Origin of the sequence: Aromatoleum petrolei (genome assembly GCF_017894385.1) — a bacterium.
GTDB lineage: Bacteria > Pseudomonadota > Gammaproteobacteria > Burkholderiales > Rhodocyclaceae > Aromatoleum > Aromatoleum petrolei.
In genome coordinates this window covers 2,759,235-2,783,847 of the sequence record NZ_CP059560.1, presented here as the reverse complement: position 1 = coordinate 2,783,847, position 24,613 = coordinate 2,759,235, and the positions used below count along the sequence as shown (strand labels likewise).

Here is a 24,613-nt window from a genome sequence, read left to right as displayed (position 1 = left end):
GCGGCTTCGCCGCCGGGACGCCGTGCCGGCGGGGCCGGCCCGGCGTCCGTCACCTTCACGTTAGGCCACAGACATGAGCACAACATCTGCCTTTGCCAGTACGCCCGAGCCACCGTATTACGCCGTAATTTTTTCTTCTCGGCGCACTGAAGGGGACAACGGTTACGAAAATATGGCTGACAGAATGGTTGCTCTTGCCGCCAAGCAACCCGGCTTTCTCGGGGCTGAAAGCGTCCGTGGTGTCGATGGCTTTGGCATTACAGTCTCATACTGGACGTCCCCTGAGTCCATTGCCGCTTGGAAGGCGGATGTCGAGCACTGTGCCGCACAAGAAATGGGTAAACGTGCGTGGTACGAGCACTATGAAATCAGAGTTGCAAGGGTTGAGCGGGCTTATGGCAAGCCCTAACCCGGCCCTGGTCGAGGGGACAGCCAAAAGCTAGGCTTTTGGTTCCCTCCGCGCTTTGCGCTGCGGCTGCCCCTCACTTCGAACGTTGGAGCTGAACTAGTCATCATGCGAATCGACGGCACTGTAAAAACATGGAACGATGATCGAGGCTTTGGTTTCATCGAACCGCTGCACGGAGGTCAGGAGATCTTCGTGCACATCAAGGCCTTTGTCTCACGGTCCGGCCGACCCGAGGTTGGTCAGAGCGTGACATTTGAAGTTGAAATGACTCCAGATGGGAAAAAACGCGCAAAGCGTGTCGAGGTCGTGCGAGGCAGACGCCAGAGTGTCCGAGTGCAAAATGACAATCCGGCGCAATGGGGCACGGCAACGCTGTTCGCAATTCCCGCGTTTTTCGTTCTCTTTACCATCGTCGCGTATTTCTGGAAAGTGCCGGGCTGGGTGGCTGGTCTCTATCTCGGAACGAGTGTGGTGTGCTACGTCGTGTACGCCGCAGATAAGCGGGCGGCGACTGCCGACCGCTGGCGTGTCAGTGAAGACACTTTGCTGGGACTGGGGCTTATTGGTGGTTGGCCCGGTGCAATCGTCGCCCAACAGGTCGTCCGCCACAAATCCAATAAGGCCACATTCCGTGCCAAATTTTGGGTGACTGTGATCGTGAATGTTCTAGCGTTTCTCGTTCTCAGTTCGCCGCTGCGAGCCATGCTACTGGCTTGAGCTTGGGAAATAGGGGACAGACCACGATTTCCCCGCGTCCGGTTACGCAGCCTGCGACGCGCCACGGGGCGCACGCTCGCGCGTGACCGAGCCCGGCACGCCCGACAACGCCCCCGAACCTGCACGGAAGAAATATCCAAGCCAGCTCACGACCCCCACGAACTTGGCGCTGTCCTCGTAAAGGTAAGGGTTGATTCCCGCCGGATTCACGAGATCGAGACCGACCGAGACCGCGAACGCGGCGAACGCGATGGCGAGCAGGATGTAGTCGGTCCGCAGGATCAGGCGCCGGAAACTGACCAGGTGGAACAGCACGAAGGCCGCGTAGGCCACGAACACGCCCTTCTCCGGAATACCGAGGGACGGGAAGAATTCCTCGTGCAGCAGGAACAGATCGTCGAAGGCGAGCACCACCGTCAGCAGTCCCGACACGAACAGGAAGCGTCGCTCCTCCTGTGCGTCCGATCGCGCCGCGAGCAGTCGCGCGCAGAAAAAGCAGATGGCCGCCGCACCGGCCCAGACGAAGATCCCCAGTTGCGAGAGGAAACCGGTGTAGGCCGGCACGCCGGCGATGCTCGTCACGTCCGACGTCAGCAGATGGATCGGCACCCCTTTCCACACCCGCAACAGCAGCACGATCCCGATCGGGACCGCCGACGCCACGGCGATCAGTGCAATGGCCGGAAAACGGGAGCGTAGCTGCGCCCGCATGGGCAATGGCGGGCTCATCGATTGGATATCCCTCTATTGCGCATTGAAGGACGTCGATCATAACCAGCGCCCCGTTCCATGCGACTGCGCGATTGAAACAAAAGATAGGCACTGTAAATCGCGGACAGACCACGATTTCCCGATTCGTGGCAGGTGGGGAGACGGAAGTCCGCCGCACATACGTTCGGCGCATGAGAAGGAAGCCTTACGAATCGTTCAGCCCGCAGAACGAAGTGGTCTGTTCCCAATTTTCCCCCGCACCACGCCGACGCAACACCTTGCCATCCCTCCCGCCCCCATCCACACTGAGTACGTTCCTCACCCGATCGATGCCGACAGTGTTAACGTTCATCTCCACTCCTCCTCACGGTGGTTGAGACGTTCGCAATCCCAATCCGGCACATCGATGCCGCGGGTTCAGGGGAAGTCGATTTCATTTGTCAGGTTGCGCAACCGTTTGCATGCCTACCCATGACCAGCTGATGAAAGCACTTCTGCGGACGTTCTCGATCTTCCACGGCGTCATGGCAGTTCTCTTTGCCTGTGCAGCACTGATGCTCATCGTCATCGCCGCCAAGGTCGGCTGGCTGGCGTTTGCGGGCGGCTTGGACCGCGGTAGTGCTCAGCAGATCATTGAGGCGATCGGGCTGCTGACGGTGGCAGTCGTGGCACTGCAGATTGCACAGACCGTCGCGGAAGAGGAGGTCGTTCGCGACGCGCACATCAGCGGACCGACGCGCGTACGCCGCTTCCTCTCGAGATTCCTCGTTGTCGTGGTCGTGGCTTTGGTCATTGAAGGCCTTGTTGCCACGTTCAAGGCTGCGGGCGAGGACGCGTCGCACATGGTGTATGCAGCTTCCATCGTGCTCGCCGCCGGAGGCCTGCTTGCCGGTTGGGGGGTATTCATACGCATGAATCGCTACGCGGAGGAACTCGAACCCGAAGCCATGGCGGAAGCGAAGCGTGAAGACAGGAAGCTCAAGTAGCTGCAGTCATCCCCCATGAACCGGCGGAATCGTGGACAGACTACGATTTCCTCCTCGCTACTTTCCTTCGCAAGGATCGATGGCGTGGACACTCCCCGGTTTTGCAGAGCGCGCACCGCCCACGCACCGCCCATATCGCCCGGCGTCGCGTTGAAGTCCGGTATCCCCCGGCCTAGACTGCATTTACGGAACGAGTGATGCAGCCGCCGCGCTTCGTTCATCTCCCGGGACAGGAAACCGCGTGTGCGCTGCCGGATGCAGCTCAGAACGCTCGAGTCCGTTGCAGCACCAACCAGGAGGCGGACAATGAAGATCAGGCAGATTTCGCTGCTCGTGGCGGGATGCGCGGCTCTCCTGGCGGCACCGGCGGGTGCGGCCACGTTCGAGAGCGGCTCCGACGCCGCATTCAACAGGATGGTTGAGGCCCTCATGGCCGGAAACGCCGACACGGGTTCGGGCTGGTTCAATTACTACGTCGAACGGCTCAACCAGGATATTGCATTGCGGCAGGGCACCGAACCCTACGGCGCGGCCGGTCCGAATGGGCCGTTGAGCGGTTTCGAGGGCTACATCTCCGGATTCCGGATGCCCGATACGGGTTCGCGCTGGTTCAACGACTACGTCGACGCGATCAATCACGTCATCCAGGACAAGCAGGCCCAGTAGGCTCGACGGGCCGGGCCGCGCGTGAGGCGTTAGCGTTTGACGCCGTCGTCCTCCTCCCGCTCGCCGCGGGGCCCCGCGGGACCGCCGGCAAGCAGTTGCGCGCCCGCAGACTCCTGCGTCGTGTCCGCCTCGCCGCCGCGTTCCGCAACGGCCGGCGACACCTCGCCCGCGAGGCCGAAAAGGGCGAGGACTTCGCGGGGCAGCCGTTTATCCGGACTGGCAGCCAGCCAGTCGCGCAGGTAATCGGCGAAGGGCTTGCCGGCACTCGCTTCGTTCGGGTTGAGGTACTTGATCGCCTGCCAATACTCGGGGTGGGCCTCGAAGAGCGGGAGCAAGGTGGTCGCCACCAGCTCGTTGTCTTCCCGTCCGTAGGGGTTGCTCTGCAAGGACGCCTCGCGGGCCGCGAACCACGCCTGGAACGACTGGTCGGCGGCGAGGTAGCGGTGGCGCTCCGACAGCAGGCGGCGCGCGTAGCCGGCCAGCGCCTGATCGTAGCCGAGCCAGTTCTTCGCCGGCGCACTGCCCGCCCATTTCACCGCCAGCTGCTGCAGAACGAAGAGCGATGCGGTCTCGCACAGAGACTCCTCGAACCACTGATTGTGCTCCACCACCCGCCCGGTGTTTCGCGCCTTGTGATCGAAGTTGGTGACCACATGGCACAGCTCGTGGGCGAACTGGTAGGCGTATTGATACCAGCGTTCATCGCGCGCGGTCAGGTGCATGACATATTCGCCGTCGCTTCCCTGCTCATAGAGCACCTTCGGCGATCCGGCGCGCGGGACGACGCGAATCGTGAGGTCGCCGGCGCGGGGCGAATCGACCACGGAAAGAAACTCGCGGGCGACGGCGTCGAGGACGAGCTGGATGTCCTGCGTCGACGCCTTGCCCCAGTCGCCGGGCGCGACGTCAATGGTGAGCAGCAGGTCGCGGGCTTCCCGCTTCTTGGCGAGGCCAAGCGGATCACGGTGGTCGAACTTGCCTTCCAGCGCGCTCGCGGGCCCCACAAGATGGGCGCCCAGCACCACCGCGGCGAGATGCAGCAGGCGCATCCGTCGCCGATTGCTCCGCCGTGACAAGGCGGGAAGGGTGGACGTGCTGAACTTCATGGCTGGGTCCCGGGAGAATCGCTCGGCCGCTCGATTGCATCACGTCGTGGGGCATTCCCGGCGCGACAGCGGGCCTCATCCAAGGATAGGAAATTCGATGCCCACACCGCAAGGAACGACGAAGCCGGGAGCGCCCGATCCCCGGCCATGGCGAGTCGATGCGGACCGGGTCTTGGCGATTTCCCACTCACGTCGTCGCGATGCGCAAGACCCGCCCCTCGCCAAGTTCCGGCCTCAGATGCCGAGAATCTTCATCGCCTTGGCCAGCGTGTCGACGGAGTCCTGATGCTTGCCGGCCTTGTGCAAGGCTTCGCCGTCGGCGCGCAGCTGTTTGACTTCACTCATTTGCGCATCGGTCAGCTTGGGGCTGGTAGCGAGGGCGGCGTCGATCTTCTTCATGTCGGCGGGGCAATGCATGGCCAGCGCGCTGCCGGAGAACAGTGCGACGAGGGCCAGGATGACTAGCTTCTTCATGGAAACCTCCTTCGGGACAACGCGGACGAACATGCCTGCGTGTGAAATGAACAACCGGCCATCGCGATTTATTCCGAAGCCCCGAACGCAGCCTTGCAAGGGCGGTCCTGGAGTCAGGCCGCTTGCGCCCGTCCTGCCGGACCAGCCCCCGCACCACCCCTTTCGTCCACCGCTCCGTGCGCTATCCTGCGATCAGTTGCCGGCGCCCGCACGCCGCATCCAAACTCACTCGGGAGAGCAGCCCATGGACTTCATGAGCGGAATGGACCGCCGCACGGTCAAGGCGAACGGCATCAAGGTCAACCTCTGAGTGGGCGGCGACGGCCCGCCCGTGCTGCTGCTCCACGGCTGGCCGCAGACGGCGCAGATGTGGCACCGGATTGCGCCCCGCCTGGCCGAGCAGTACACGGTCGTGTGCCCGGACCTGCGCGGCTATGGCGACAGTGACAAGCCGCGCGACGGCTACGACAAGAAGACCATGGCGCGCGACATGCACGAAGTGATGCGGGCGCTGGGACACACCGCGTACGCGCTGGTCGGTCATGACCGCGGCGGGCGCGTCGGCCACCGCCAGGCGCTGGACTACCCGGAGGCCGTCACCCGGCTGTGCGTGCTCGACATCGTGCCGACGCACACGGTGTTCACGCAGACCGACCGCCATCTGGCCGCCGCCTACTGGCACTGGTTCTTCTTCCAGGCGCCCGACCTGCCCGAAGTCATGATCTCGGCGGCGCCGGAAGCCTTCCTGCGCCACGTCTTCCGCGCGCTGTCCTTCCGCGCCGGCGCCATCGAGGAGCCGCTGATCCGGGAGTACCTGCGCGCCTTCACGCTGCCCGGGACGATCCGCGCGACGCTGGAGGACTACCGCGCCGCCGCGACGCGCGATTTCGAGGACGACGCGTGCGATCTCGCGCTGCGCGTGCGCTGCCCGGTGCTCGCGATCTGGGGAGAGTTCGGCAAGATGCACGACCTGTTCGACGTGCGGGCGACCTGGCAGGACAAGGCCGACGTCGTCACCGGGCACCCGCTGCCCTGCGGCCACTTCATCCCCGAAGAGGCCCCCGAGGCGCTGCTGGCCGACCTGCAGACCTTCCTGCGCGGGTGAACGGCGTTTCGGCGCGCCGCGGCCGGCGCGCGACGCCGGCCCGGCAAAATCTTATGTTTTCAAATATTTAGCTTGCAATAGGCGCTCATCGCGCGTATCGTACACGGCGCGATTTCCAGTAGTGTTGCTGTCCTGTTGGTCTAGTGTCCGCAGTTCTGCGGCGTCAATTCCCCTTCTCAGTTCGCCTTCTTGATCTCGCCTCACCCCGAGGCTCCGCCCGGCATCATCAAGTAACGGCTTGGTCCCTCCCCGCACGCGGCGTGCATGCCCGTGCACTTCATTTCGGCGTGGCCACAGCGGCCAGGACCCGCCGTTTCATCACGACAAGGAGCACACCATGCTAAGCCCCATCCAGCGAACCGAACTCCGCACCTATTACTACACCCCCGTGCATTGCCCGTTCTGCGGCACGCGTGTCATGGGCGCCGACCCGGCGGACGAGACGCGCATTACCGCCTGCGCGCACACCTTGTTCATCGCCCATGACACGGCTTTCGAATACCGCTCCGAGCGTTTCGACCGCCACCTCGACCTCGACGGCCTGACCGACGAGGAAGTCGAGGAGCGTTGGAGCGGCGCGGAAGGCGGTGTCGACGGCTTCACCAACCGGGTCACGCTGGCGGACGCCATCAAGGTTGCCGCCTACGCACCGGCCCCGTCCGCCTATGGCTCGTACTACGGATTCGCGCCCACCGAGTGATCCGTGCAGTAGCATGGCGCGATGCACACCCTGATCGACCACGTATTCGTCGGCGCGCTGCGCCCGCTCCCGCCCGAAGGCCAGCTGACGGGCATGTTCAAGCAGCCGGTCGAGGGCCCCGTTGCCGTCACGGCCGAGGGCCTCGCCGGCGACCGCCAGGCCGACCGGCGCTACCACGGCGGCGCCGAGAAGGCCTTGCACCACTTTCCCGTCGAGCATTACGCGCGCCTCGCGCTGCGCTACCCCGAACGCGCCGCGCTGTTGCAAGCGGGCGTGCTCGGCGAGAACCTGTCGACGCGGGGCTGGACGGAAGAGTCGGTGTGCATCGGCGACCTGTTCCGCATCGGCACCGCCCTTGTCCAGCTGAGCCAGCCGCGCCGGCCATGCTGGAAGATCGACCACCGCCTCGATAGCGAGGGCGCCTCGCTGTTTGTCGCGCAGGAGGGGATCACCGGCTGGTACTACCGCGTGCGCGAAGCCGGCACGATCGCGGAGGGCGACGCCTTCGAACTGGTCGAGCGCCCGAACCCCGAGCTCAGCGTCGCCACCTATTGGCGTGCAACGCAGGCGCACCGTCCCGACGCGGCGGCGCTGCGCGCGATCTCTGCTGCCGTCGGCCTCGCGCCCGCGCAGGCCAGGCGGCTGGCCGAACGCGCCGCATGGCTGGAGAACAATCCTCCGGGCAACTGAAGGCCCCGCTCACACCGTGGACGAGGGGGCACCTCCCGGCAGGTGCATCGAATACAGCCCCCACGGGCAGGCGGCAAAACGTTCGTTGAGCGGTTTCGCCGCCAGTGCCGGGATCCGGTCCGCGTCGAAGACGGCCCACAGGGGGCCAAGGCCGCCCAGCGGCAAGGGCGATCCGTCGATATGGGTGGCGACAATGAAGCCGAGCTCCCGGGCATCGGCCCGCTTGAGCTCCACCCGGTAGCCGTCGAACGCAGCCAGCACCAGCGGCGCATCGTCCGCGACCGGCGCACCGGCCGCCTCCAGCACGCTGTCGAATGCGGGCCCGCGCAGTGCATGTGGCCTGGCGTCGTATTCGAGCGTCGGCCTGATCTCCACCGCGGGCAGTGCGACCAGGTCCGCGAAGGTAAAGGTCCGCGCCCTGGTGAAGGCCAGGCCCTGCTTGTGCATCAGCTGATCGAGGGCGGAATCGAGCGGACCGCGGTTCGGATGCGCGATACCGCCCGAGACGGTCAGCATGACGGGCCCCGCGGCCGGGGCAGGAGCCGCCTCGGCGCGCGCGACGAGCGGCAGTGCGGCGGCACCCGCTGCGGCGCGAAGAAAGGCGCGCTTGTTCATGTGTTGTTCTCCTTGGACTGCTCTGTCGGGTCGCAGCAGTCTTGCCGCTGGCCGGCGCGCATGCAAGGAAAATCCTCCGCGACAACCGTCCCGCGAAACCTGCGGAGACGCCGCGCCGCACGCCCTGATATTGCCATTGACATTTTCAGGGGGATGCGCGTGATATGCTATCGGTCTTTCTTGACCCTTGGGCCACGCTTGCCTTAAGCGGTGGCCGCGCCTGCTTTCCCGATGATCTCCCCGCTCGCCGCCCACTCCCGCCTGTACGACCTGCACTGGCACACGGACGGCCCGCCGCTCGCGGTCGAAGCGTGGCGAGGGCGCGAAAGCCTGTCGGGCGGCTTCGAGTTCCACATCGACACCCTGTCGCAGGATGCCTTCCTCGCCCTCGAGCCCCTGCTCGGGCAGGCGATGACGCTGCGCACCGCGCTCTCCGACGGCAGCCGCAGCGAACGCTCGGGCCTCGTGCGGGCCGCGGCGCATATCGGCAGCGACGGCGGCTGGAGCCGCTATCGGCTCACCGTGGTGCCGTGGACCTGGCTGCTCACGCGCGGCCGCCACAACTGCGTGTTCCAAGACAAATCCGTGCCCGAGATCCTCGACGCCGTGTTCGCCGATTACCGCGAACACGCCGCGTGGCACTGGCACGAGGACGTCGCCCCTTTCCTCGCGAGCGCCCGCCCGCGCAGCTACTGCGTGCAGTACCGCGAATCCGACTACGCCTTCGTGTCGCGCCTGCTCGCCGAGGAGGGCCTGGGCTGGTGCATCGAGGAAGATGCGGACGCCCCCGCGCGCCACCGCATGCGCCTCTTCGCCGACAGCACACGCTTCCCGGAAGACCCCCTCTCGGCGAATGCGCTCGGCGGTCGCGGCATCCGCTTCCACCGCGCGGATTCGCAGGAAGACCAGGACAGCATCGTCGCCTTCGGCGCGCAGCACCGCCTCGCGCCCACCCTCGGCACCGTGCTCGGCTACGACTACCGCGCCAAGCGCTCGATCGCGGCGAGCGTGCCGACGGCGCACTGCGTCGGCAGCGCGGACCTGCCGCCGCTCGAACACTACGACTACGCCGGCCAGTACGCCCACGCGAGCGTGGCCGAGGCCGAGCGCTACCAGCGCCTCGCGATGGAAGCGTTCGAAGCGCGCGCGAGCACCTGCCTCGGCCGCAGCACCGTGCGCAGCCTGCGCCCTGGCAGCTTCGTCGCGGTAAGCGGGTTGCCGCTCGACCCGGCGGCACCGCCCGCCCCCGACGGCGAACGCTACGCCGTGCTCGACGTCCTGCACGTCGGCATCAACAACCTCGACGCCGAGCGCATCGACGCGATCGCGGCGCGGCTCGCACAAGGCGATGCAGCCGAAGAGGACGCGGCGCTCGCCACTGGCGACACGCTCGAGCCGGTCAAGGCTCCGTCGGAACTCCCCCCCGCCCTCATCGACCTCGCGCGCAGCCGCGGCTATGGCAACGCCTTCGACGCGCTACGCGCCGAGCGGCCGTGGCGCCCGGCACTCGCGGACGACACCGGCCTGCGCATCAACCCGCGGCCCACAGCCCCCGGCCCGATGAGCGCCATCGTCGTCGGCCCGCAGGGCGAAACGGTGCCGAACGGCGCCGACGAGCTGTGGTGCGATGCGCTGGGGCGCATCAAGGTGCGCTTTCACTGGCAGGCGGGGGACACCCTGGACGACCGCTCGAGCTGCTGGGTGCGCGTCGCCAGCCGCCAGGCCGGCGCGGGCATGGGCTGGCAGTGGCTGCCGCGCATCGGCCAAGAAGTGTTGGTGAGCTTCCTCGGCGGCGACATCGACCGCCCCGTCGTGCTCGGCGCCCTCTACAACGGGCGTGGCGAAGGCGGAATCGTGCCCACTCCGGGCGGACGCACCGGGCCGGCTTCCGACACCGCCGTATTCGACGCCGCGACCGACCACCGCCCCGCAGGACAGGGCAACCTCGTTGCCCACGCTACGGGGGGCAACAGTCCCGCCTGGCACGGCGCGGCCGCGTCGAGCCACCGCCACCCGGATGCCCTGAGCGGCTTCAAGAGCAAGGAATTCGGCGCCCACGGACCCAATGCCGGTCACAACCAGCTCGTCTTCGACGACAGCGACCAGCAGTTGCGCGTGCAGCTCAAGAGCACGCAGCATGCCTCGGAGCTCAACCTCGGCCACCTCATCCACCAGGCCGGCAACTACCGCGGATCCTTCCGTGGCAGCGGCGCCGAACTGCGCACCGACGCCTGGGGGGCGCTGCGCGCCGGCCGCGGCATCGTCATGAGCACCTGGCCCGCCCGCCACACGGGCGAACCGGCCGGCGACCTTGCGCCCGGCATGGCGCTGCTGAAACAGGCCTGCACGCTCGCCGACACCCTGTCGCGCGCCGCCGCGACACACCAGACCGTGAAGCTCGCCGCCGCTATCGGCAGCACCGCGGCCCGCGCTAGCGCCGCCGACCCGGACCACCCGCCCCTCGAGGCGCTGAGCCGGATCGCCGCCGGCATGGTCTCGGCGCGCGATCCGGCCGAGGCCACCGCCGACGCAGACGCCGGCAACACCACCGTCACCGGCCAACGCGTCCCCCACCTCGCCGCTCCCGCGATCCTTCAGGCCGCCCGTGCCGGCATCGGCCTCGTCGCCGGCCAGAGCGTGCAGATCGCCGCCGGCGACACGGCCACCCTCATGAGCGGCGCCGACACGAACCTCGCAGTGGCCGGAGCCGCGCGCATCCATGCCGGCCAGGCGATCGGCCTTGTCGCCGGCGCCATCCGGCCCGGCGACGACCACACCGGCATCGGCCTCATCGCCGCCAAGGGCGACATCGCGTTGCAGGCGCAAAGCGACGAACTGAAACTCCTCGCCCGCGACGAGTTGAAGCTCGTCAGCGCCGGCGCAAACATCGACTTCGCCGCGGCGAAGAAGATCGTGCTGAGCGTGGAAGGCGGCGCGAGCATCACGATCGACGGCGGCATCACTGTGGCGTGCCCGGGGACGATCACGGTGCATGCGTCGAAGAAGAGTTTCAGCGGGCCTGTGCGGGAGGAATACGGTTTGCCGCTGTTCCCGCAGAGTGTATGCAAGGAATGCCTGCTCGGAGCCGTGCGATCCGGATCACCGTTCGCCACCGCGCAGTGATCGACTCAATGCCGACCTACCTGCAGAATCCCCATCAAGCCGAGCTTGCAGCAGCATTAAGCGCCTGGCTTTCCGCGCCGTGCCCATCCGGCTTCCAACTGTGGGCACTCGCTGACCTGAGCATCCTGGGTGCAACGGCGCTGCGTACGATCGAGCGATTGGCGTCGCCGACCTTCGCCCTGCTGGATGGCACCCGTTACGCCGCCTATGAGGAAATCGGCCCGCGCCTGATTCCCATAATCGGAGATTCGGAGCGGATCACCGAGAGTCTGCTTGCGATGGCCAACACCCTGCCGGCATTGTCGTTCCTCGAACTGAAAACCGACGATTGCGAACCCCGGCGCGAGCAGTTGGCAACACTCGCGTGCGTGGAAACCCCGGACGGCCTCCAGCTGTATTGCCGATTCACCGATACGCGCGTGCTGCCGGGCGTGCTCCGCGTGCTCGATCACAGCCAGCGCAGCCGGGTGGCCCAGACGGTGCGTCGCTGGGCTTGGATCGGTCGTGACGGCCATCTCGAAGCGCAGTACCTCGCCGAGGCGAACATGGGCAGCCGCGAAACGCGAACGGCACTCTCCCTGAGCGACGATCAATTCACTGCCCTGATGCAGGCAGCCGAACCCGACATTCTGTTCGGGCTGCTGCGCGAAATCTCCCCCGAGATCATCCCCGCGCGAGCGCCCTCGACGATACATGCCCGCCTGGCGTCGCTCTTGCAGACTGCACGGCGATATGGAATTGACGACACGCCGGATCAACTGCAGTTCGTGACCATAGCCTGGAGCACTTCCGAGCAGTTTCACGAGCTCGAGAGTCTCGCGGGAATCTGGGCCGCAACGCGCAGCGGCGAACTCCGCTTCCGCGATGCAGTAATGCGGTGGACCGACGAGCAGTGGAACGAGATCGAGACGATGAATTCGGACCCGGCTACTGCCCACTATTGAATTGACATCAGGACAATGCCCCTCCAATTAACGACTTATCGATAGGACAAACACCTTGACGAGACGACTCTCAGACCTCTTCCGACAGACGCTCCTGGTCGGACTCCTGGCGTTCGCCCTCACCGGCTGCGACGTTGCCACGCACAACGCCCGTGACGACGCATTCAGCCCGAGCGGCTTATCCGCTTACAACTACAGCAACGAAGGGATCCAGGAGTTCCACCTGGACGGAACGTGGGGCAGCAATGTCGGCGTCGGGGCGGGCGGCGGCGCCGTATGCTGCGTCTCGGTACCAAAGAAGTGGCGGCCCGGTCTCACGGTTACGCTTGAGTGGCGTCGGAGCGATTGCGGCATCCCGCGCTCGCCTCAGTGCACGATAGAGAATGCGGGCAAGTGGCCGAAGAAGAGTTTCAAGAAGACGATCCCTATCGAGCCGTATGAAACGCCCGGCAGAGTTCAGGTGATGTTCCTGCCGGACGACGACGTCAAGATCTATGTACGAGACGAAGATCCATGGGCGGACGAACATCCGTCCCATCTTGGCGGACCTCGTCCCATGACCACCACAGAAGCGCAATCGCTGCTCACACGATGACTGCAAGCACTCCCAGCGCGCATATTCCTGCTCTGAAGCTCACGACCAGAGAGCTCGTCGGGCGAACCGCGAGATTCGGCAGCGATTTGAGAGCCAACCAACCAGACTGCTCGCGACCGATCTGGGTCGGGACGTTCTTCGATGGCACCAACAACAATAAAAAGCGGGATCAGGAAGACATCCCGGATCCTGTCAAACGCAGCCACTCCAATGTGGTCGTGTTGCACGACGCGTTTCGGGACGACGCGAAGAACGGGTACTTCAAGAACTACATGCCAGGTGTCGGCACGCCGTTCGAGCAAATCGGTGAGATGACGGAATCGGCCGACGGGAAAGCTATGGCCTACGGCGGCGAGGCTCGCATCTATTGGGCGATGATCCAGCTATACAATGCCATTCATCGAGCAACAGCATCCGACGGTCGCCCGCTCGTAACGGACGCCGAGGCAAGTCGATATATCAATGGACCGAGCTTCCTCGCCACAAAGGGAACGCTGACGCTCCCTACAAGTCGCAGACGAGGATTCTTCGACGGCCTGTCTAAGCGCCTAAGTTCGGCAATCCAAGGCCGCCGCCCCGCCGTCAACGCGGTCAATGTGTCCGTGTTCGGGTTCTCACGCGGCGCAGCAGAGGCGCGTACCTTCTGCAACTGGATCGTTGATCTTTGCAGCGAGGGCGGGCAGGGATTGCAGTTCATCGGAATCCCCATCCGGTTTCAGTTTCTTGGACTGTTCGACACGGTCGCATCAGTCGGATTTGCCGATTCGACACCCTTGGTCGGCAGCCCCGGCAGCTTCGATCTCGTCGATGGTCTGATGGGCTGGGCAGACGGAACGTTAGATATTCGTGCCCAAATCGAACGCTGCGTGCACTACGTGGCAGCCCACGAAATCCGCAAGTCCTTCCCGCTCTCCTCCGTTCGCCGAGGCACGACCTATCCCTCCAATTGTCAAGAAATCGTCTACCCCGGCGCCCACTCGGACGTCGGGGGCGGCTACGCACCCGGCGACCAGGGAAAGTCCCTGGGAGGCCGTGACCGACTAGCCTCCCAAATAGCGCTAGCGAATATGTATGCGGAGGCCCGTAAGGCCGGAGTACCTCTATTGGGCCCGAGCGAATTAGCGCACCAGACCCTTGACGAGGTAATCGGCGATCTTCAAGTTGCGCCGGAACTTGCCCAAAGTTTCCGCGAATACGCCACGTGGTCGAAAGCCTCGTCCGCCTCCGTGGAGGATCTGCTCTTCAAGCACATGCGCCTCTATTGGCGGTGGCGCCTGAAGGTTGCACCGCACTTTGAAGAGCTCATGAGCGTCCGGCAGGCGAACGCGCAGGACAGCGAGGATCTTCGCGCCAGTGAACGCGATTTCCAGCGCGATATGCAGCAAGTGATGCAACGCAAGCGTCAGACCGAATTACTCCGGCAACGCCGCGGGGCCACTCCGCCACCGCTCTCGCCGCTGTATGCGGCAGTTGCCGAAGAGGCACGGGCAAACAACGAAGTGCCGGAAGCCGTGGCCGAATTCTTCGACCGCTTCATCCACGACTCCCATGCCTCGTTTTACCTCGCAGGCCCGGTGACGGCGTACGACAAGTCCGAGAAACTCAAGCTCGTGAAGGAAAAGCAGAGGCGGGGCAAGGCGCTCACGCCGTTCGAGCAACGCATGCTGGAACTTGACGCGATGCGACCGGGGGAATTTCCGGTCATGACAGACGGTGATTTCGAGGACCTTCTCGACCTCGAAAGCGCGTCCACGGAAGCGGTGGTCAAGGCGATGACCGCGACGCGGCGCGAAAGCGACGGACACGTGCGCGTCAGGGTGGTATTCGACCGAAGCTGAACAATGTGAATGATCGCGACGGAGCGGCCCTTCCGCCACCTTCGTCGATTTCGAACAAGGCCAGCCACCACAACTCCCTCGTTACGGGGAGGCGCCCCCGCTGGGGATAGGCGCCAGCGGCACCTCCACCACAAACACCGCCCCGCCCGCCGGATGGTTCGCCGCCGATAGCCGCCCGCCGTGGCGCTCGACGATGCCGTAGCTGATCGCGAGCCCCAGGCCCGTGCCCATGCCGACCGGCTTGGTGGTGAAGAAGGGGTCGAAGATGCGGTCGAGGATGTCGGGGGCGAGGCCGGGGCCGTTGTCGTGGAAGAGGACGCGGATGCGGCCGGGGTCGGCGGGATCGCGTTCGGCGCGGATCGTGAGTTGCGGGTCGGGGCGGCCGGCGGTGGCGTCACAGGCGTTCTGCACGAGGTTCATGACGACCTGCTGCATCTGGCCGGAGGAGCCGGTGAGCGGGAGTTCGTCGGGGAGGTCGACGTCGACGCGGAAGTTGTCGCGCGCGGCCTTGCACACCCAGCGCACGGCACGTTCGACGACGTCGCGCAGGTCGAAGGGGCGGTTCTCGTCGCGGTCGATCGCGGAGAAGCGCTTGAGACCATCGACGATGTCGCGCGTGCGTTCGGCGCCTTCTATCGTGCCTTCGATCAGTGGCGGCAGGTCGCCGAGGATGCGATCGATGCGCAGTTCCGCGCGCAACTCCGCGAGCGCCGCGGGCGGCTCGCCGGCATGCACGGCGGCGAGGTAGCGTTCGAGCCGCTCGGCGTAGCGCTTCAAAGCGTGCACGTTGCCGAGCACGAAGCTGATCGGGTTGTTGAGTTCGTGAGCGACGCCGGCGACCAGCCGCCCGAGCGAGGCCATCTTCTCGGAGTGCAGCAGTTGCTGCTGCGTGCGCTTGAGGTCTTCGTGCGCCTGGCGCAGCGCGTGGTAGGCCTTGCGCAGTTCGCCCACCGGACGGCCGGTGATGACCATGCCCAGCGACTTGCCGACGGCGCTGAAGCGCGGCGTGCAGTTGAGCGACACCGGCACAGTGCTGCCGTCGGCCGCACGCAGCGGCAGTTCGCAGTCGTGCACGGCCTGCTGGCCGAAGCTGCCGAGGAGTTCGCGGGCGCGGTCCTGCGGGACGTCCTCGGCGAAGAGGTCGTGGATCGGCCGGCCGCGCAGCTCGGCGGCGTCGCGGCCGCAGAAGTCGACGAGGGAGCGATTGACGTCCTCGATGCGTCCGTTGCGGTCGCACACGACCATGATGTCGGACATCGAGGTGAGCACCGAGAGGATGAACTGCTGCGATTCCTCGAGCTTGGCGTTCTTCTCTTCGAGGGCGACTTCGTACTGCAGCAGGTCCGAGTACACCTCGTCCATCTTGTGGATGACGTCCATCCACATGTCTTCGTCGACCGCGATCAGCTCACCGGGGTGGCCGGTGTGGCCGGGCGTCTTGTCGGGGGGCGGCTGCTCGCTCATGGCGTTGGACTGGAGATCAATGGACCGTGCACACCATGCACGGGTCGAAGGCGCGCACGACATGCTGCACCGCCAGCGGCACGGCCTCGCCCTCCCCGACCGGCGTGCCGACGAGGGCCTGTTCGAGCGCGCCGGGGGTGCCGGCGGCATCGCGCGGCGAGAAGTTCCAGGTGGTGGGCGCGACGACCTGGTAGTTGGCGATGCGCCCCTGGCGGATGACGAGCCAGTGGCCGAGCGCACCGCGCGCGGCCTCGACCAGACCCACGCCCTGCGCCTCGTCGGGCATGGGGCCTTGGTGGCAGAAGGCTTCGCCGGGCTCGATCGCGCGGATCCAGTTTTCCATCGCCGGCACGACGCGGGCGAATTCCAGCAGACGCGCGATGACGCGGTTGGCGACGTTGCCGCCGCTCGCGGCGACGAGCTCGCGGATCAGCGGATGGCCATCGACGACCTGGCGCGCGAGGGCGCCGCATTCCGCCACTTCGCCGTTGAGGCGCGGCGCCTTGCACCAGCTGTAAGCGCCGGCACGTTCGATGTCGACGCGCGTATCGCCCTGCCACGGGTGCAGCGCGTGGGGGTCGGCCATCCAGGCGTGGCTCGCGTCTTCGGCGACGTCGGTGTGGGCGACCGGCGCGAGCGTGGCGCTGGGCGCGTGCCACACGCCGCGAGCGAAGAGCGGGGAGCCGGCTAGCGGGTAGTTGCCGTAGCTGAGGAAGCGGTCGGTCGCGCGGCCGAGGCGGTCGAGCGCGAGGGCGTCGGCGATTTCGAGGAAGAGGCGGAAGTCGCTCGCCGCGGGGGCGCGGGTGGCTTTCCAGGCCTCCAGCGCGGCGATCGAGTCGAGCGCGGCTATGGCTTCGAGGCTGTCGCCGAAGAGCTGGCGTTCGAGCCAGCCGCGAAACTGGCGCAGCAGCGCGTGCACGCGGATCTTCTCGGACGCGCCGAGGCCGCGCGCCGAGCCGCCGGGCTGCAGCGTGAGGCTGTGCGGCCATTTGCCGGCGAGGATGCCGAGAATCTGCAGGAAGGCGGCGCGGGCCGGGAGCGCGTCGGCGGTCGCGGCGCCTTCGACGGCCTTGAAGCGGGCGCGCGCGGCGTCGAACCACGGCCGGCCGGCGTAGGCGTCGCGCGCGAAGTCCGCCATGAAGAAGAGGTAGAAGTGGGTGAAGTGGTCGGCGAGGTTTTCGTTGGCGAGGATCAGGTTCGCGGCAAGTTCGCCGTTGGGCGGCGGCACGAGGCCCATCGCGTCGCCCAGCGCGCGGGCGGCGGCAGCGGACTGCGACACCGAGCAGATGCCGCAGATGCGCGGCACGAAGACGAGCGCGTCGCGCGGGTCCTTGCCGAGCAGGATCTGCTCGAAGCCGCGGAAGAGCGGGGAATTCACGTGTGCGGCGGCGACGCGGCCGTCCTGCACGTCGAGCGTGACTTCGAGGTCGCCTTCGACGCGGTTGAAGGGGCCAACGATGAGGCGCGTCATTTCGGCCTTGCCTTGCGCAGCGCCGGTGCGACGACCGGATGATCGACGCGCGCGTTGTCGCGCACGCGCTTGGGCGTCGCGGACTTCGACAGCGCGGCGAGCGCGACGAACCAGGCCTTGGGCATGTCGGACGGCAGGCCGGTGGGGATGCCGGCGACCTTGGGGGTGGTGGCGAAGGGGTGACCGGGCTCCTCGAAGCCGGGCTCGGTGCAGGCGATGCAGGCGTAGCCGCCGGTGATGCACGAGCCGCCGCCGTTCCACGGCCGCACGTTGCAGTCGGCGTGGGCCTGGGTGCCCATACAGCCGAGGTTTTCCATCAGGCAGCCGAGGTCGGAGGCTTTCTCGGCGCTGGCCTTGAATTCGTAGAATTCGTTGCGGCTGCAGCCGTGGTGCACGAGGTGGTCGGCGTAGAAGCGCGGGCGGCCGAGGGCGTCGAGGCCATCGGGGTCGAGTTCGCCGAGGGTGAGGCCGAGCAAGGTTTCGACGACCCAGGCGGGGTGGGTCGGGCAGCCGGCGACGTTGATGACGGGCCAGCCGGCGACGGAGCGGTAATCGGCACCGAGGAGGCCGCCGCGGGTTTCGCCGTCGTATTGCAGGCCGCAGGCTTCGGCCGGGTTCATGCCTCCGGCGGTGATGCCGCCCCACGCGGCGCAACTGCCGATGGCCAGCGTGTAGCGCGCGCGGGCGGCGAGGTCCTTGACCCAGGCGATCATCGGCCGGCCGGTGCCGGCGAGCATGTGGAAGCGGCCCGTGCCCTGCGGGCCGCGCAGCATGGCGCCTTCGATGCACAGCAGGTCGACAGGAGTGTCGCCACGGGCGCAGGCATCGAGCAACGCGACGGTTTCGGCGCCGGTCTGTTCGGACAGCGCGGGGTGCCACAGGAGGTTGATACCGGCGTCGCGCAGCATCGCGACGAGGTCGTGTGAGTCGTGGCACAGCAGCGACATCGTGCAGCCGCCGCAGCCACCGGATTGGAGCCAGAGGAGGTTCATGGCTTGCGTGTCGTATTGTTCGCCAAAACCGCCCCCGCCGGGGTGCATTCCGCGCCTCGTTGGCGCGTGGCGGACGCCTCGGCACGAAATACACCCCGTCGGGGGCTACGCCGTGCGATTCGGGACTGGGACTGCTGCTTCCGGACGTCCATGTCAGCTCAATTCGTTTCGAGACCGTATCTTGCGAGCTTGCTGCGCAGGCCGACGCGAGACAGGCCGAGTTCCTGTGCTGCGCGTGTCTTGTTCCAGCGGTGGCGGATGAGGCTTTCCTTGACGATGCGCGCCTCCAGCGCCTCCAGCCGCGTCTTGAGGTCGCCGTCGAGGCCGGCCAGGAGCTGCAGCTCGGGTTCCTGATGGTCCTCCGCGGCGCGCAGGACGCGCGGCGAGAGGTGGGCGGCGGAGAGGCGCGGGCCGTCGGAGAGCGCGATCATGCGCAGGACTTCGTTGCGCAGTTCGCGCACGTTGCCGGGCCAGCGGTAGGCCTGAAGGCAGGCCAGCACGTCGGCGCCGAGCGGCTCGAACTCGCGGCCGAGAGATTGCCGGGCGCCGTCGACGTATTGCTGGGCGATCAGCGGAATGTCCATGCGCCGTTCGCGCAGCGGCGGCACGGTGATGGTGATCGCGGCGAGGCGGTAGTAGAGGTCTTCGCGGAAACGCCCTTCGCGCACGTCGGCTTCGAGGTCGCGGTTGGTCGCGGCGATGACGCGCACGTCCACGGCCACCGGGCGCGCGGCGCCGACCGGGCGGACTTCGCCTTCCTGCAGGACGCGCAGCAGCTTGACCTGGAAGGCGGCGGAGGTTTCGCCGATCTCGTCGAGCAGGATGGAGCCGTTGTCGGCCTGACGGAAGAGGCCTTCGCGGTCTTCGTGCGCGCCGGTGAAGGCGCCGCGGCGGGCGCCGAAGAGTTCGGATTCGAGCAGGGTGTCGGGCACGGCACCGCAGTTTTCGACGACGAAGGCCTGTTCGCTGCGGCTGCTGCCGTAGTGCAGCGCGCGGGCCAGCAACTCCTTGCCGGTGCCGGATTCGCCGGTGAGCAGCACCGGGATGTCGAAGTCGGCGACCTTGGCGACGAGCGCGCACAGGGCGTTCATCGGCGAGTCGGGGGCGCGCAGCAAGGCGTCGGCGCCGAAGCGGCGACGGGCGGTGTCCTTCTTGCCGGCGACGCGCTGGCGCAGCACGGGGCTCGCGACCTTGAGGTCGAGCGAGAGGCGCTGGTTCTCGCGCTGCAGGCGGTACATGTCGGCCGCGCCGCGCAGCGTGAGCAGGAGCTGTTCGGGCTGCCAGGGTTTGAGCAGGTACTGGTAGATGCCGCCGTCGTTGATGCCGGCGATGATGTCTTCCGAGTCGGTGTAGCCGGAGATGATGATGCGCACGGCGTCGGGCCAGCGCTCGCGCACCTGGCGCAGGAGCTGGACGCCGGAGGTGCCGGGCATGCGCTGGTCGCACAGCACGATCTGGATCCACTCGCGTTCGAGGATCGCGAGCGCTTCGTCGGCCGACGAAGCGGTGAAGACGTCGAAGTCCTCGTCGAGGGTGCGGCGCAGGGATTCCTGCGAGCGGACCTCGTCGTCGACGATCAGGACCGACGGCAGGGGGACGGTGGGCAGCGTTCTGCTCATGCGGCTTCGGCCTCTCCGGGCACACGCCAGCCGAGGTCGCGGTGGCGGGCGAGGTGGCGCGGGGTCCAGGATTGCGGGCTTTTCATCACGAAATGGTAGCGCGCGACGTGATAGCTGGGGTCGAAGCCGTAGAAGTTGCGGCGCATCGCGGCGAGTTCCTCCTCGCGGTAGGCGGCGAGGGGTTTTTCGGCTTCGTCGGCGGCGCGGCGGGCGGCCTTTGCGGCGATGCGGGCTTCGAGCGCGGGATCGGCGGCGAGGGCGGCGGCGTGGCGCGCGACTTCGGTTTCGAAGGTCGGCAGGTCGGCGCTGAAAGTGGCGTCGACGAGGCCGAGTGCCCTTGCGTCACGTGCGAGGAGCGGCAGGCGGTTGGCCATGATCTGCCGCCCGACCTCCATCCCGACGCGGCGCGGCAGCAGGTAGGTCCAGTATTCGGAGCCGAACAGGTTGCCCATGTTCTTGTAGTGCGGGTTGAGGATGATGCCGTCGCGCGCCCACACAAAATCGGCGAGCGCGAGGAAGCAGCCCCCTGCCCCGGCGTTGCCGCGCAATGCGGCGACGGTGAGGCGGTCGGTGAGCGTGAGCAGCGCGAGGCAGACGTCATTCATCGCGTTGATGTTGGCCCAGGATTCGTCCGCGGGCGAAGCGGCGGCTTCGATGCGGTTGAGGTGGATGCCGTTGGACCAGAAATCGCGCCCGCCTTCGAGGACGAGGACGCGGGTCGGGCGGGTCGCGGCGAATCGAATCGCGGCCGTGAGGCGCTGGCATTGGTCGGTGGCCATCGCGCCGTTGTAGAAGTCGAAGGCGAGGAAGCCGGTCGTGCCGTCGGCGCTTTCGCGGTAACGCAGTTCGCTCCAGCGGGGGTCGGTGGCGTCGCGCATCAGGGGGATCGCAAGCTCGGGCAACGCGGCGGATTCGGCGGCGAAGGCGACGGTCGCGGGAAGCTTGAAGGGGTGGTCGTGGTCGGCACGTTTGACGTGGCCGATCCAGACGGCGCCGTCGCTCGTAGCGCGCAGGAGGGCGCCGTCGCGGCGGGCGGTGATTGCGCCGGGTTCTGCGGGGCGAAGTTCGGCGGGCGTGGCGGGGTGGGCGTCGAAGAGGTGGCAGGGGATGCCGAACAGCGCGTCCGCGACGCCGGGGAAGCCGTCGGCGGCGCGGAGTTTTTGCAGGATCGTGTGGGTGCTGTCGTTAGGCCAGTCGATCTTTCGGTCGGACTGCTTCATCAGCGGGCGTTCGATGCCGACGGGCGCGTATCGGGGTGCTGAACCGCCCCCTCCGGGCGCTGTCTCGCGCTTCGTTGGACGCGTGGCGGACGCCTCAGCACGAGACAGCGCCCGGAGGGGGCTGCGGAGTGCAGGGCTGGGTAGCGTTTCGTTGTCTTGGGCGTTTTGGTTTACGGCGCTTTCTGCATTGTCGAGGATTTGTGCGAGCGGGGTCGGCGACCAAGTGCCGGCGCGCCAGTCGGGTACCTTTTCGATGGCGGCGCGGACCGCCTGCAGCGCTGCGGCGGTGACTTCGTTGCGGTAGAGGCTGGCCTTCGTCGCGTCGCGCATCGGGAAACCGACGCTCGCCCACACCGGGCCGGCGTCCATCGCGGCTTCGGCTTGCAGCACCGTGACGCCCCACTCCGTCTCCCCGTTCGTGATCGCCCAGTCGAGCGCCGAGGGGCCGCGGTCGCCGACGATGCCGGGATGCACGATCAGCGTGAGGTGGCGCGACCAGATCGATTCGGGCACGGCGCGCTTGAGGAAGGGCGCGAGGATCAGGTCGGGGCGGAACAGCGCGACGGCTTCCTCGGCGACGCGGTCGGCGATGTCGAACTCGACGGAGAGTGCGTGGCCGTCGGCCGTCAACTCGGCGAAGAGGCGCTGCGTGAGGCTGTTGAAGCTGTGGGTGAGGAGGAGGATGCGCATCGCGGCTCTCAGCAGATACGCGGCAATTGCTCGCCCGACAGCCAATCCACCATGCGCCGGCCGCCGAAGGACGTGCGGATCTGCACGAAGGCGTTGGGGTCGGCGGTGACGGTGCCGATGTGCGCGGCGCGTTCGCCCAGCGGATGGGCGCGCATCGCGGCGAGCAGGCGCTCGGCATCTTCCTGTGCGCAGATCGCGATCAGCTTGCCTTCGTTGGCGACGTATAGCGGGTCGAGGCCCAGGAGTTCGCACGCGGCGGCGACCTGGGGCTGGACGGGGATCGCGGCTTCGTCGAGCTCCATGCCGACGCTGGACTGGGTGGCGATCTCGTTGAGGGTGGTCGCGAGGCCGCCGCGGGTCGGGTCGCGCAGCACGCGGATCGCAGGCACGGCGTCGAGCATCGCGGCGACGAGGCCATGCAGCGCAGCGGTGTCGGAGGCGATCTCGGAGTCGAAGGCGAGCGACTCACGCTGCGCCATGATCGCCATGCCGTGGTCGCCGAGGGTGCCGGAGACGAGGATGGCGTCGCCCGCCCGCGCGTTCGCTCCGCCGATGTCGCGCCCGTGCGGCAGCGCGCCGACGCCGGTCGTGGTGATGAAGGCGCCGTCGCCCTTGCCCTGTTCGACGACCTTGGTGTCGCCGGTGACGACGGGCACGCCCGCCTCGCGCGACGCGTGCGCCATCGACTGCACGATGCGCGCGAGGTTGGCGAGCGGGAAGCCTTCCTCGAGGATGAAGCTCGCGGCGAGATAGAGCGGGCGCGCGCCCATCACGGCGAGGTCGTTGATCGTGCCGTGCACCGACAGGCAGCCGATGTCGCCGCCGGGGAAGAATAGCGGGCTGACGACGTGCGCGTCGGTCGCGACGACGAGGCGTTCGCCGGGGGCGGGCGCCGGCAGCACGGCTGCGTCGTCGCCGCGGTCGAGATGTTCGTTGGCGAAGGCCGCGGCGAAGAGTTCGGAGATCAGCTGCGCCATCGCGCGCCCGCCGGCGCCGTGCCCCATGTCGACGCGTCCGTGCTTGAGGTCCAGCGGGCGCACGTAGCCCTTCTTGATCGTTCCGGCGAGGCTCATGAGGCGGTCCCGGCGACGACCGGGATGTCCCGGAAGCGCCCGTAGTTGTAATGCGCCGCGCAGGCGCCTTCGGACGACACCATGCACGAGCCCATGGGGTTCTCGGGTGTGCATACGGTGCCGAACAGCTTGCAGTCGATGGGCGTCTTCACGCCGCGCAGGATGGCACCGCACTCGCAGGCGCGGTTGTCGGGCACGGAGACGAATTCGAGGCCGAATTTCGCCTCGGCGTCCCACGCAGCGAAGGGCGCACGGATCTTCAGCGCCGAGTACGGCACTTCGCGCAGGCCGCGCCATTCGAAGCTGCGCCGCAGCTCGAAGACTTCGGACACCAGCCCCTGCGCCTTGAGGTTGCCCTCCTCGCTCACCGCGCGCGTGAATTCGTTCTCGACCTCGGCGCGGCCGTCGTTCACCTGCCGGATCAGCATGCGGATCGCCTGCATCACGTCGAGCGGCTCGAAGCCGGCGATCACGACCGGCTTGCGGTATTCCTCGGCGAAGAAGGCGTAGGGGCGGCTGCCGATGATCGTCGACACGTGGGCCGGGCCGATGAAGCCGTCAAGCGGCACGGTGCCGAGCTCGCGCACTTCGGGCGATTCGAGGATCGTGAGGATCGCCGACGGCGTCAGCACGTGGTTGCACAGCACGCTGAAGTTGGCGAGCCCCAGCGCCTGCGCCTGGCTCAGCACCAGCGCGGTGGGCGGCGTGGTGGTCTCGAAGCCGATCGCGAAGAACACGACTTCGCGTTCGGGCATCTTCTGCGCGAGCGCGAGCGCGTCGGCGGCCGAATACACCATGCGGATGTCCGCGCCGCGCGCCTTCGCCTTCAGCAACGACAGGCCGTCCGAGGCCGGCACGCGCAGGCAGTCGCCGTAGGTGCAGATCGTCACGTCCGGGTGCGACAGGGCGAGGCGGATCGCCATGTCGATACGGCCGATGGGCAGCACGCACACCGGACAGCCGGGTCCGTGGATCATGCGCACGTTGGCGGGCAACAGATCGGTGACGCCGTAGCGCGAGATCGCGTGGGTGTGGCCGCCGCAGAATTCCATGAAGGCGTAGTTGCGCGCGGGGTCGGCCTCGCGGGCGATGGCGTCGGCGAGCTTGCGCGCGAGCGTGCCGTCGCGGAATTCGTCGACGTATTTCATGCCGCCCCTTCGTCGGCCGCGGCGGCGAGAGAGGAGCCTGTGAGGCCGGCTTCGGCGAAGAGCGCGAGGGTCTGTTCGGCCTCCTCCTCATCCAGCTTCGACAGCGCGTAGCCGACATGGACGATCACGTAGTCGCCGACTTGGGCGCCATCGACCAGCGCGAGCGAGATCTCCTTGCGCACGCCGCCGAGGTCGACGCGGCAGGCGTCACCGGGCAACAGTTCGACGATGCGGGCGGGGATGGCGAGGCACATGCG

The 24,613-nt window shown here is 67.1% G+C and carries 23 protein-coding genes; 11 read left to right on the top strand and 12 right to left on the bottom strand.

Annotation, left to right across the window (positions count from 1 at the left end; all coding sequences use genetic code 11):
• Window positions 1–73 precede the first annotated feature (73 nt).
• Both ToN1_RS12725 and ToN1_RS12720 read left to right on the top strand, forming a co-directional pair.
• Window positions 74–409, top strand: coding sequence for an antibiotic biosynthesis monooxygenase family protein (locus ToN1_RS12725; protein WP_169208314.1), 336 nt, complete (start codon window positions 74–76; stop codon window positions 407–409).
• A 105-nt stretch (window positions 410–514) separates the two neighbouring features.
• Window positions 515–1,126, top strand: coding sequence for a cold shock and DUF1294 domain-containing protein (locus tag ToN1_RS12720; protein ID WP_169208313.1), 612 nt, complete (start codon window positions 515–517; stop codon window positions 1,124–1,126).
• A 42-nt stretch (window positions 1,127–1,168) separates the two neighbouring features.
• Here the strand turns inward: ToN1_RS12720 and ToN1_RS12715 are convergent, their stop codons facing one another.
• Window positions 1,169–1,855 (bottom strand): hypothetical protein, encoded by a 687-nt coding sequence (locus ToN1_RS12715; protein ID WP_244860757.1) that lies wholly within the window; start codon window positions 1,853–1,855, stop codon window positions 1,169–1,171.
• Window positions 1,856–2,319: 464 nt separating this feature from the next.
• Between ToN1_RS12715 and ToN1_RS12710 the strand changes: the two genes are divergently transcribed.
• Window positions 2,320–2,823, top strand: coding sequence for a hypothetical protein (locus ToN1_RS12710; RefSeq protein ID WP_169208312.1), 504 nt, complete (start codon window positions 2,320–2,322; stop codon window positions 2,821–2,823).
• 306 nt (window positions 2,824–3,129) lie between these two features.
• The gene (locus tag ToN1_RS12705) at window positions 3,130–3,489 is read left to right on the top strand and encodes a hypothetical protein (protein WP_169208311.1); all 360 of its coding nucleotides are present in this window, start codon (window positions 3,130–3,132) and stop codon (window positions 3,487–3,489) included.
• A 29-nt stretch (window positions 3,490–3,518) separates the two neighbouring features.
• Here the strand turns inward: ToN1_RS12705 and ToN1_RS12700 are convergent, their stop codons facing one another.
• Together ToN1_RS12700 and ToN1_RS12695 are read right to left on the bottom strand one after the other, a co-directional pair.
• Entirely contained in the window at window positions 3,519–4,595 is a 1,077-nt protein-coding gene (locus ToN1_RS12700; protein ID WP_169208310.1) for a hypothetical protein, read from the bottom strand.
• Between the two features lie 234 nt (window positions 4,596–4,829).
• Complete coding sequence (locus ToN1_RS12695; RefSeq protein WP_169208309.1) at window positions 4,830–5,069, bottom strand: hypothetical protein; 240 nt, start codon at window positions 5,067–5,069, stop codon at window positions 4,830–4,832.
• Window positions 5,070–5,400: 331 nt separating this feature from the next.
• Between ToN1_RS12695 and ToN1_RS12690 the strand changes: the two genes are divergently transcribed.
• The 3 genes from ToN1_RS12690 (at window position 5,401) to ToN1_RS12680 (ending at window position 7,564) form a co-directional block, all read left to right on the top strand.
• The gene (locus ToN1_RS12690; RefSeq protein ID WP_210147800.1) at window positions 5,401–6,174 is read left to right on the top strand and encodes an alpha/beta fold hydrolase; all 774 of its coding nucleotides are present in this window, start codon (window positions 5,401–5,403) and stop codon (window positions 6,172–6,174) included.
• 337 nt (window positions 6,175–6,511) lie between these two features.
• Entirely contained in the window at window positions 6,512–6,874 is a 363-nt protein-coding gene (locus ToN1_RS12685) for a hypothetical protein (RefSeq protein ID WP_169208308.1), read from the top strand.
• A gap of 21 nt (window positions 6,875–6,895) precedes the next feature.
• Window positions 6,896–7,564 (top strand): MOSC domain-containing protein, encoded by a 669-nt coding sequence (locus tag ToN1_RS12680; protein ID WP_169208307.1) that lies wholly within the window; start codon window positions 6,896–6,898, stop codon window positions 7,562–7,564.
• 9 nt (window positions 7,565–7,573) lie between these two features.
• Here the strand turns inward: ToN1_RS12680 and ToN1_RS12675 are convergent, their stop codons facing one another.
• On the bottom strand, window positions 7,574–8,179 hold the full coding sequence (locus tag ToN1_RS12675) for a molybdopterin-binding protein (protein WP_169208306.1): 606 nt from the start codon (window positions 8,177–8,179) through the stop codon (window positions 7,574–7,576).
• Window positions 8,180–8,410: 231 nt separating this feature from the next.
• On the opposite strand from ToN1_RS12675, the gene ToN1_RS12670 reads away from it, so the two are divergent.
• The 4 genes from ToN1_RS12670 to ToN1_RS12655 are packed head-to-tail and all read left to right on the top strand — an operon-like array spanning window position 8,411 to window position 14,679.
• Complete coding sequence (locus ToN1_RS12670) at window positions 8,411–11,302, top strand: type VI secretion system Vgr family protein (protein ID WP_244860756.1); 2,892 nt, start codon at window positions 8,411–8,413, stop codon at window positions 11,300–11,302.
• A gap of 8 nt (window positions 11,303–11,310) precedes the next feature.
• Entirely contained in the window at window positions 11,311–12,246 is a 936-nt protein-coding gene (locus ToN1_RS12665) for a DUF4123 domain-containing protein (protein WP_169205339.1), read from the top strand.
• 55 nt (window positions 12,247–12,301) lie between these two features.
• On the top strand, window positions 12,302–12,841 hold the full coding sequence (locus ToN1_RS12660; protein WP_169205340.1) for a DUF3304 domain-containing protein: 540 nt from the start codon (window positions 12,302–12,304) through the stop codon (window positions 12,839–12,841).
• Complete coding sequence (locus tag ToN1_RS12655) at window positions 12,838–14,679, top strand: T6SS phospholipase effector Tle1-like catalytic domain-containing protein (RefSeq protein WP_169205341.1); 1,842 nt, start codon at window positions 12,838–12,840, stop codon at window positions 14,677–14,679. Before ToN1_RS12660 ends, ToN1_RS12655 begins: the two co-directional genes overlap by 4 nt.
• An 81-nt stretch (window positions 14,680–14,760) precedes the next feature.
• Here ToN1_RS12655 and ToN1_RS12650 read toward each other — a convergent pair whose 3' ends face one another.
• From ToN1_RS12650 to ToN1_RS12615, 8 genes are all read right to left on the bottom strand, one after another.
• Entirely contained in the window at window positions 14,761–16,143 is a 1,383-nt protein-coding gene (locus ToN1_RS12650; protein ID WP_169205342.1) for a sensor histidine kinase, read from the bottom strand.
• A gap of 16 nt (window positions 16,144–16,159) precedes the next feature.
• Window positions 16,160–17,614, bottom strand: coding sequence for a nickel-dependent hydrogenase large subunit (locus ToN1_RS12645; protein WP_169205343.1), 1,455 nt, complete (start codon window positions 17,612–17,614; stop codon window positions 16,160–16,162).
• Window positions 17,611–18,606, bottom strand: coding sequence for an NADH-quinone oxidoreductase subunit B family protein (locus ToN1_RS12640; RefSeq protein ID WP_169205344.1), 996 nt, complete (start codon window positions 18,604–18,606; stop codon window positions 17,611–17,613). The genes ToN1_RS12645 and ToN1_RS12640 overlap by 4 nt, the downstream gene beginning before the upstream one ends.
• 158 nt (window positions 18,607–18,764) lie before the next feature.
• Window positions 18,765–20,225, bottom strand: a complete 1,461-nt coding sequence (locus tag ToN1_RS12635; protein ID WP_169205345.1) for a sigma-54-dependent transcriptional regulator — start codon at window positions 20,223–20,225, stop codon at window positions 18,765–18,767.
• Window positions 20,222–22,135: a hydrogenase maturation protein gene (locus tag ToN1_RS12630; protein WP_169205346.1), complete on the bottom strand. Its 1,914-nt coding sequence runs from the start codon at window positions 22,133–22,135 to the stop codon at window positions 20,222–20,224. The genes ToN1_RS12635 and ToN1_RS12630 overlap by 4 nt, the downstream gene beginning before the upstream one ends.
• Window positions 22,136–22,143: 8 nt before the next feature.
• The gene (hypE, locus tag ToN1_RS12625) at window positions 22,144–23,208 is read right to left on the bottom strand and encodes a hydrogenase expression/formation protein HypE (RefSeq protein ID WP_169205347.1); all 1,065 of its coding nucleotides are present in this window, start codon (window positions 23,206–23,208) and stop codon (window positions 22,144–22,146) included.
• The gene (gene hypD / locus ToN1_RS12620; RefSeq protein WP_169205348.1) at window positions 23,205–24,356 is read right to left on the bottom strand and encodes a hydrogenase formation protein HypD; all 1,152 of its coding nucleotides are present in this window, start codon (window positions 24,354–24,356) and stop codon (window positions 23,205–23,207) included. The genes hypE and hypD overlap by 4 nt, the downstream gene beginning before the upstream one ends.
• Window positions 24,353–24,610, bottom strand: a complete 258-nt coding sequence (locus tag ToN1_RS12615) for a HypC/HybG/HupF family hydrogenase formation chaperone (RefSeq protein ID WP_169205349.1) — start codon at window positions 24,608–24,610, stop codon at window positions 24,353–24,355. Before ToN1_RS12615 ends, hypD begins: the two co-directional genes overlap by 4 nt.
• Window positions 24,611–24,613 lie beyond the last annotated feature (3 nt).